This is a genomic window from Veillonella parvula (genome assembly GCF_945949885.1).
Taxonomy (GTDB): Bacteria; Bacillota; Negativicutes; order Veillonellales; family Veillonellaceae; genus Veillonella; species Veillonella parvula_B.
Genome location: NZ_CAMFFZ010000041.1, coordinates 1 through 7,211, shown reverse-complemented (window position 1 = coordinate 7,211; position 7,211 = coordinate 1). Strand labels below are relative to the sequence as shown.

Below are 7,211 nucleotides of genomic sequence, written 5' to 3'. Positions count from 1 at the left end.
ACAGCACAGCACAGCACAGCACAGCACAGCACAGCACAGCACAGCACAGCACAGCACAGCCAATTATAACACGATTCATCTGATGCGCTAGTGTTATTTAGCCCCTAACGCCTTGCAAAGTTCATCGTATACATGTTCAACTGGTAACCCTACCACATTAGTATAAGAGCCCTCTATTTTATCTACCCATAGTGCGCCTTTTCCTTGGATGCCATAAGCTCCAGCCTTATCCATCGGTTCCCCACTAGCAATATAAGACTCGATTTCAAAAGGTGCTAAATGTTTAAAATAGACCTTTGTTTCATTGTGAAAAACTACCTCTTTTCCTTTGATGAGTAACGCGACTCCAGTAATTACAGAATGCGCTCTACCCGATAAATGCTCCAACATATGGCGTGCATCAGACTCATCATAAGGTTTACCTAATACTTTATTATCAAGGACAACAATAGTATCTGCTCCTAACACAATACTTCCATCTGGAACACCTACAGCACAACGAGCCTTACCTAATGCTTGGGCTTTCACCATTTCAATAGGGTTGTCGTAACCTTCATTAGATTCCTCATAAGTACTGGATACAACAGTATGATCAATCCCGACCTGTGTTAATAATTCAGTTCTACGTGGTGATTGGCTCGCCAAATATAATCCAGCCATATACACTCCTTTACATTAAAATTCTTGTACATAAAATTCTTGGTGCACAAAAGTTATATCTACCTATTACCCTAAAACTGACCGTCCCTTAAATAGTTGTTTCTTTATCTTCTTCAGAAGAAATTAATTTTTCATAATATTCTTGTACATCTTCCCCATGCTTCACCGCATCAGCTCGCACCGCTGCATAAAACACGATATCCGCTTGAGGTACCCGAATACGACCAGGTACATATTCTTCTAACATTTCAAAGAATCTATCATCTGCTTTCAACAGCAAACGGCCATTTTTAATCTTATTTCCATCTACAATAGAATACACAAGGGACCAAATAGGACGCGGATCAGAGGTAGAGCATTTTCTATATTTATAGCGGTATTTAATATTTGTCAGCAACTCACGTTCAAACTTGAACACCCCATCAATCATGTCATAATCTACTTCAAAATGACGATTTCTAAAGATAGAGTTTTCTTCAATTACAAGCTTTGTATCTGTCAAAATATAGGTATATCGACTAACAGCCTGTTTAACCATAACAATGATGGCCATGATTTCAATAAAGTACTCAGCTAATAAAACCGTATGTAATTGAATACTGCGATACGTTGTATAAGCTGCTGCACACAGCAATAAAATCACAAAAAATACTACCAATAACTCTGCACTTCGGGTGCGCTGAGATTTTTCTTCATATAATACCGTCATGCTTTACCCCTTTTAAAGAAATCACTAATTAATAACTATACATACTATTATAAGATATTCTATGCATAAAAACTACAAAAGCCCCGTCCATATCTAAGATATGGGCGGGGTTTTATGACTCTATTAGTCACTCAGTTCAGATACGAACTATATTATTTTTTCAATGCTGCAGTAATACGTTGAGTATCACGAGCAATCATGATTTCTTCGTTTGTAGGAATTACGAAGATTTTAACTTTAGAGCCATCAGCACTGATTTCTTGTTCTTTACCACGAACATTATTGCGTTCAGAATCAATACGAGTACCTAAGTATTCCAAACCATTACAGATTGCATCGCGGTTACCAATACCGTTTTCACCAATACCAGCGGTAAAGATGATAGCATCTACACCGCCCATAACAGCAGCAAAGGCACCGATTACACGACGAACTTTGTAATGGAACATGTTCAATGCCAATTGTGCGCGTTTATTGCCATTAGCAGCAGCTTCTTCAATCAAACGGAAGTCATTGGATACACCAGAAATCCCTAATACACCGGATTCTTTATTCATAACTCTATCAATTTCTTCATAGGTCATACCTGTTTTTTCCATCAAGAATGGAACGATAGCAGGGTCAATATCACCTGTACGAGTACCCATGATCAAACCAGACAATGGAGTGAAGCCCATTGTAGTATCGATGGAGCGACCACCTTTAATAGCAGCCACAGAGGAACCATTCCCCAAGTGACATGTGATGATACGAAGATCAGTCATATGTTTACCCATTAATTCTGCACAACGTTGTGCTACATATTTATGGGATGTACCATGGAAGCCATAACGACGAATGCCATAATCTTCATAATAAGAGTAAGGAAGCGCATACATATATGCTTCTTTTGGCATAGTTTGATGGAATGCAGTATCAAATACAGCAACTTGAGGTACATTTGGCATAATCGCTTCACAAGCTTCAATACCTTGAATGTTTGGTGGGTTATGCAATGGTGCAAGAGAAGCACATTCTTCCAACGCTTCCATAACTGCTGGTGTAATCAATACGGAGTCAGCAAATTTTTCACCGCCGTGTACTACACGGTGACCTACAGCATCGATTTCATCCATGGAAGAGATAACACCAAATTCAGCATCAACTAAAATATCTAGCAAAATGCGAAGCGCTTCTTTATGGTTCAAAATTGGCTCAACGCGTTCTAATTTATCTGCATTAGGACGTTTGTGAGTGAAAATAGCATCTTGATCACCAATCTTTTCAAAAAGGCCTTTTGCCAATTCTGTTTCAGTTGTCATATCAAGTAATTGATATTTCAAGGAAGAACTACCGCAGTTAACTACTAATACGTTCATCGATTAACCCTCTTTCTGTTGTGTAACTTGAATCTTGTTTTGAATTTCTTTGCTGATATCAGCACCTACCTGATCCTTTTCAGGATATTGATAGATTATATTCCACAATACGCCATGATCTAAGAATACGTATTGAGAAAATCTAAATGTTTGTCCTTGTGTTGTATACGTCACATCAAGCTTCTTTGCAGATGTACCTTGTAAAGCTACAGATTCTTCCTTGATGGTTGCACCCATCTTAGTGAACTCAGACTTACTACGATTCAAAAACTCATCAACCGTAGGCAATGGCTTGTTATCACCAGCACGCAAAGCTTCAACTTCAATCACCATATGCTCTGTAACGGATCCATAAATATCGATTGGATATCCATCATCAGTCATATTTTTTGTGCTTTTACCCATTTCATAAGGCAAAGCAATGGTAATCTCAGATTGACCAACACGGATAACTTGATGTCCAAAACTATATGTATCCATTACATTATTTGAGCCACATCCCGCCATTGCTAGTAGAGCAACACCGAGTAGAGCTCCTTGTAATGTGCGTTTCCAATTTTGTTTCATCATATACCTCACATCAATTCAGCATTTACAGTTAATTATAGCCTATAGAGACAAGAAAATCTATACTAAACTTAATATTTACACACAATATTACCTATCTAAATAAGCCTTTAATTTAGATATAATGAAATGTTGTTTACAGTATTTCCTCGCTTTGTTACACTAACACTAATGAAAGGAGACACTATGAAAACAATCGGTATTATCTGTGAATATAATCCATTTCACAATGGACATGCCCATCAATTATATACCTTAGCACAAGAGCATTCAGATGCGCTGCGCATTTGTATCATGAGTGGTTCCTTTGTACAACGAGGCGAACCTGCTATTTTTTCTAAATTTGATCGTGCTCGTTGGGCTATTCTCGGTGGTGCAGACATTGTTATTGAGCTACCTACGCTCTATTCTTTGGGTAGCGCACAACTCTTTGGAACAGGTGCTATTCGTATGGTAAAAGCTTTACATATCGACGCCCTTTCCTTTGGTTCTGAAACGGCTAATCTAGATGCACTCGTAGATATAGCTAAACGTATGGATTGTGAAAGTACTCAAGCAGTATTACGCACCTATATTAACGAAGGCATGTCCTATGGCTCTGCCTTTCGTAAAGCCCTCGATACAGAGATACTAAACACACCCAATGCACTATTAGGACTTGAATATATTCGGGCAGGACTTAACTATCATCCTACCTTAAAATACATGCCAATCTTACGCATATCAAATCATCACGAAGCGGATATTACAAAAGATTTCCCTTCTGGTACAGCATTGCGTAAACTCATAACAGATATGGCTACAGCTAGTAACAAATACAATAAATATAGTATCTTTACTTCTACAAATATGAATACAACGACCAGTGGAAGTACAAATACAAATACAAATTCAAATGTAAATTCAGCTGCAACTACAACAACAAAATTTAATACAGCAAATCGTAAAATAGAATTACAACTTCAGTCAATCGTTCCTAAGACTATTGCAGACGATATGACTAATATAATTTCTAATGGTACCTATGTAAACTATAACCGCTACTATGATATAATCCATTCCTTAAGTCGTCGTACTTCAACAACCAAGCTAGAAAGCTTTGGGGAGTTCAACGAAGGCATTGAACACTTATGGTCTAAAGCAGCTCAACAACCTACGTGGAACTTGGCTATGGAGCATATAAAATCAAAGCGCTATACCTATGCACGTTTACAACGAATGGGAGCCTATCTCACCTTAGGAATACAAAAGGATTTACTACAAAGGGCTATGCAAGAAGCTCCACAATATGCTCGTTTACTTGCCTTCAACGATAGAGGTCGTCGATGGCTTCGAAATAATTTTGAAATACCACTTATTCAAAAATGGGCCAAAGCACCTAATGAATTAAATACGTTAGGACAAACAATGCATCAAATTGATACATTAGCTACAGATGTACAGGCCTTATGCTTACATAATGAAGTTAAACGAATGGGCCATATGGACTACACCTATACGCCACAATACATAAGATAAGCAAAACTTCAATCTAATAGAAACATTCTGCACATAAATATAAGAGTCGAATAATTTAAGTTTATTAAGATAAACCATCTTATTATATGCTAATACTCAAAAAGGGGTTACAATACAGGTTATTCCTGTATTGTAACCCCTTCTTCACCATCCAGATCAGCGACGGCAACGCGTACACTTTCAAGATGCGATGTAGGAATATTTTTACCTACATAATCTGCTCGTATAGGCAATTCACGATGACCACGATCAACGAGAACGGCCAATTGAATAGATCTAGGTCTACCAGCCGTCATTAATGCATTTAAAGCAGCACGAATGGTACGGCCCGTATACAAAACATCATCTACAAGGATAATTGTCTTTTCCGTTGTATCAATCGTACACGGTTCCCCCTCTTTAGGACGAGCATCACGATCATCACGATACACTGCAACGTTCAAAGACTCACAATCAATATGAATACCTTCTATACGCTCAATTTCAGCTTGTAAACGTTTTGCCAAAATGACACCACGCCGTTCAATACCTACAATTAACGCATTAGATAAACCTTTATTGCGTTCTAAAATTTCATGACTAATACGACGAATCGCACGCATTATAGCGTCTTGATCCATTAATAAGCGTTTCTTCTCCATATATACGCCCTTTACAGCATAGGATTGTTCTATGCCCCTATATCCAAATAAGTAGTAAAAATATGTACTTAAACAATCAATGTAAACATTTAGACTATTTTCGTTTATCTTCACGATAGGTCTTAGCAAATTCTAAGCATGCCTTAAAATCAGCTGGTACCGGTGCTTCAAAATGCATCTCTTCACCTGTAATAGGGTGTTTAACATCTAACGATTTAGAATGTAATGCTTGCCCTTCTATAGGAAAATCCATACGTCTATATCCATAAAACGGATCATTAACGACAGGATGCCCTATATGAGCAAAATGAACCCGAATTTGATGGGTTCTGCCAGTCTCCAAATTACATTCAACCAATGTTTGATGACCATAACGCTCCAATACTTTAAAATGAGTTACTGCATCTTTACTATTCTCAAAGACCACAGCCATTTTCATGCGATCTTTAGGATGTCTTCCAATAGGAGCCTTGATGGTCCCCTTCTCTTCTACGATATTCCCTTGTACTAGCGCCCAATAAGTACGCTTTGCAGAATGTTCTTTTACTTGTTCCGCTAGACCAATGTGAGCAGCATCATTTTTTGCGACCATCATAACACCAGACGTATCTTTATCTAAGCGATGCACTATGCCAGGTCTAATTTCACCGTTGATTCCAGACAAGTCCTTGCAATGGAATAGTAAGGCATTTACAAGGGTACCCGAATAATTTCCTACTGCAGGATGCACCACCATGCCGCGAGGTTTATTAACGATAACGATGTCATGATCTTCATATAGATAATCCAAAGGAATATCCTCCGGTTTAACCTCTACAGATTCCGGCTCTGGAATTTCTACATGAATCACAGCCTCTGAAGTAAGACGAAGATTGGCCTTTCCAACTTTACCACCTACTGTAACATGACCACCTTTAATTAAACTTTGAATATAGCTACGAGAGCCTTCCATCCGCTCTGTTAAAAAAACATCCAGTCTCATGTCTTCTTGCTCAGCACTTACAATATATTCATTCATCCTCTATTCCTCTTTGAGTCAAGTATAAGATATATATTTATTGACAAATCAAGTCAATGATCTATAAAAAGCCCTAATAATGAAAGTTATTCATGGTCCTCTTTCAATGAAAATAAATAAAATACAACAAAAGCTACACCTATACAAATACCAATATCTGCTACATTAAAAATAGGCCATATACGGAAATCAAAAAAATCCACTACTCCATGAATCATGTATCGGTCAATACCATTACCAATAGCACCTGAGACTAATAAGGCGGATCCGATTTGCAAAGTCCAAGGACCCTTAGCTAGTCGCTTCCAATAAAAAGCACAAACGGCTAATAGAATAATAGCTACTAGTAAGAAAAACCATCGTTGATTCACTAACATACCAAAGGCTGCACCGCGATTAATAATATAGGTAAGGTGAAATACATTAGGAATAACAGGCAAAGATTCACCTAACAAAAAATGATTCATTACATAATATTTAGTTAATTGGTCCAATAATAACCAAATGATAAGTACTGTATAAAACAAGATTAACTCCCTTACTATAATATAATTCTTAATAGTCCTATTATACTAAGTTACGCAAATTTAGGCAAAATAAAAAGCCCCTCAATGAGGGGCGTATTTTATTTTTGATTACTCAGCAGAAATTACAGAAACTGGGCAAACGGATTCGCAAGAACCGCAATCGATGCAAGCATCGCCAATTTCGTATTTAGTTTCGCCTTCAGTAATGCAGGA

9 protein-coding genes are annotated in these 7,211 nt (G+C 37.7%); 1 reads left to right on the top strand and 8 read right to left on the bottom strand.

Going from position 1 to position 7,211, the window contains the following annotated elements; translation table 11 throughout:
* Window positions 1–93: 93 nt before the first annotated feature.
* The 4 genes from Q7O55_RS09210 to Q7O55_RS09195 all read right to left on the bottom strand — a co-directional run bounded on the left by Q7O55_RS09210 (window position 94) and on the right by Q7O55_RS09195 (window position 3,294).
* Complete coding sequence (locus Q7O55_RS09210; RefSeq protein WP_303929883.1) at window positions 94–660, bottom strand: nucleoside triphosphate pyrophosphatase; 567 nt, start codon at window positions 658–660, stop codon at window positions 94–96.
* Window positions 661–748: 88 nt separating this feature from the next.
* Window positions 749–1,369, bottom strand: a complete 621-nt coding sequence (locus tag Q7O55_RS09205) for a hypothetical protein (protein ID WP_012864593.1) — start codon at window positions 1,367–1,369, stop codon at window positions 749–751.
* Between the two features lie 152 nt (window positions 1,370–1,521).
* A complete protein-coding gene (locus Q7O55_RS09200; RefSeq protein WP_303929880.1) occupies window positions 1,522–2,727 on the bottom strand; it encodes an acetate/propionate family kinase in 1,206 nt (401 codons plus the stop codon).
* Between the two features lie 3 nt (window positions 2,728–2,730).
* Window positions 2,731–3,294 (bottom strand): hypothetical protein, encoded by a 564-nt coding sequence (locus Q7O55_RS09195; RefSeq protein WP_303929878.1) that lies wholly within the window; start codon window positions 3,292–3,294, stop codon window positions 2,731–2,733.
* A 186-nt stretch (window positions 3,295–3,480) separates the two neighbouring features.
* Between Q7O55_RS09195 and Q7O55_RS09190 the strand changes: the two genes are divergently transcribed.
* Window positions 3,481–4,812 carry a nucleotidyltransferase family protein gene (locus tag Q7O55_RS09190; RefSeq protein ID WP_303929877.1) on the top strand — a complete coding sequence of 444 codons (1,332 nt, stop codon included), beginning with the start codon at window positions 3,481–3,483 and terminating at the stop codon, window positions 4,810–4,812.
* Window positions 4,813–4,931: 119 nt separating this feature from the next.
* On the opposite strand, the gene pyrR is transcribed toward Q7O55_RS09190, so the two are convergent.
* The 4 genes from pyrR to Q7O55_RS09170 all read right to left on the bottom strand — a co-directional run.
* Window positions 4,932–5,453: a bifunctional pyr operon transcriptional regulator/uracil phosphoribosyltransferase PyrR gene (gene pyrR, locus Q7O55_RS09185; RefSeq protein WP_004696466.1), complete on the bottom strand. Its 522-nt coding sequence runs from the start codon at window positions 5,451–5,453 to the stop codon at window positions 4,932–4,934.
* 94 nt (window positions 5,454–5,547) lie between these two features.
* Window positions 5,548–6,471 (bottom strand): RluA family pseudouridine synthase, encoded by a 924-nt coding sequence (locus tag Q7O55_RS09180; protein WP_303929876.1) that lies wholly within the window; start codon window positions 6,469–6,471, stop codon window positions 5,548–5,550.
* An 86-nt stretch (window positions 6,472–6,557) separates the two neighbouring features.
* Complete coding sequence (gene lspA / locus Q7O55_RS09175; protein WP_303929885.1) at window positions 6,558–7,001, bottom strand: signal peptidase II; 444 nt, start codon at window positions 6,999–7,001, stop codon at window positions 6,558–6,560.
* A gap of 105 nt (window positions 7,002–7,106) precedes the next feature.
* The coding region (locus Q7O55_RS09170; RefSeq protein WP_303929884.1) for a 4Fe-4S binding protein at window positions 7,107–7,211 on the bottom strand (105 nt) is incomplete at its 5' end.

What these genes read in the sequence shown, in the direction of transcription:
- Q7O55_RS09210 (WP_303929883.1), bottom strand. Translation starts at nt 660, where the DNA reads ATGGCTGGATTATATTTGGCGAGCCAATCACCACGTAGAACTGAATTA.
- Q7O55_RS09205 (WP_012864593.1), bottom strand. Translation starts at nt 1,369, where the DNA reads ATGACGGTATTATATGAAGAAAAATCTCAGCGCACCCGAAGTGCAGAG.
- Q7O55_RS09200 (WP_303929880.1), bottom strand. Translation starts at nt 2,727, where the DNA reads ATGAACGTATTAGTAGTTAACTGCGGTAGTTCTTCCTTGAAATATCAA.
- Q7O55_RS09195 (WP_303929878.1), bottom strand. Translation starts at nt 3,294, where the DNA reads ATGAAACAAAATTGGAAACGCACATTACAAGGAGCTCTACTCGGTGTT.
- Q7O55_RS09190 (WP_303929877.1), top strand. Translation starts at nt 3,481, where the DNA reads ATGAAAACAATCGGTATTATCTGTGAATATAATCCATTTCACAATGGA.
- pyrR (WP_004696466.1), bottom strand. Translation starts at nt 5,453, where the DNA reads ATGGAGAAGAAACGCTTATTAATGGATCAAGACGCTATAATGCGTGCG.
- Q7O55_RS09180 (WP_303929876.1), bottom strand. Translation starts at nt 6,471, where the DNA reads ATGAATGAATATATTGTAAGTGCTGAGCAAGAAGACATGAGACTGGAT.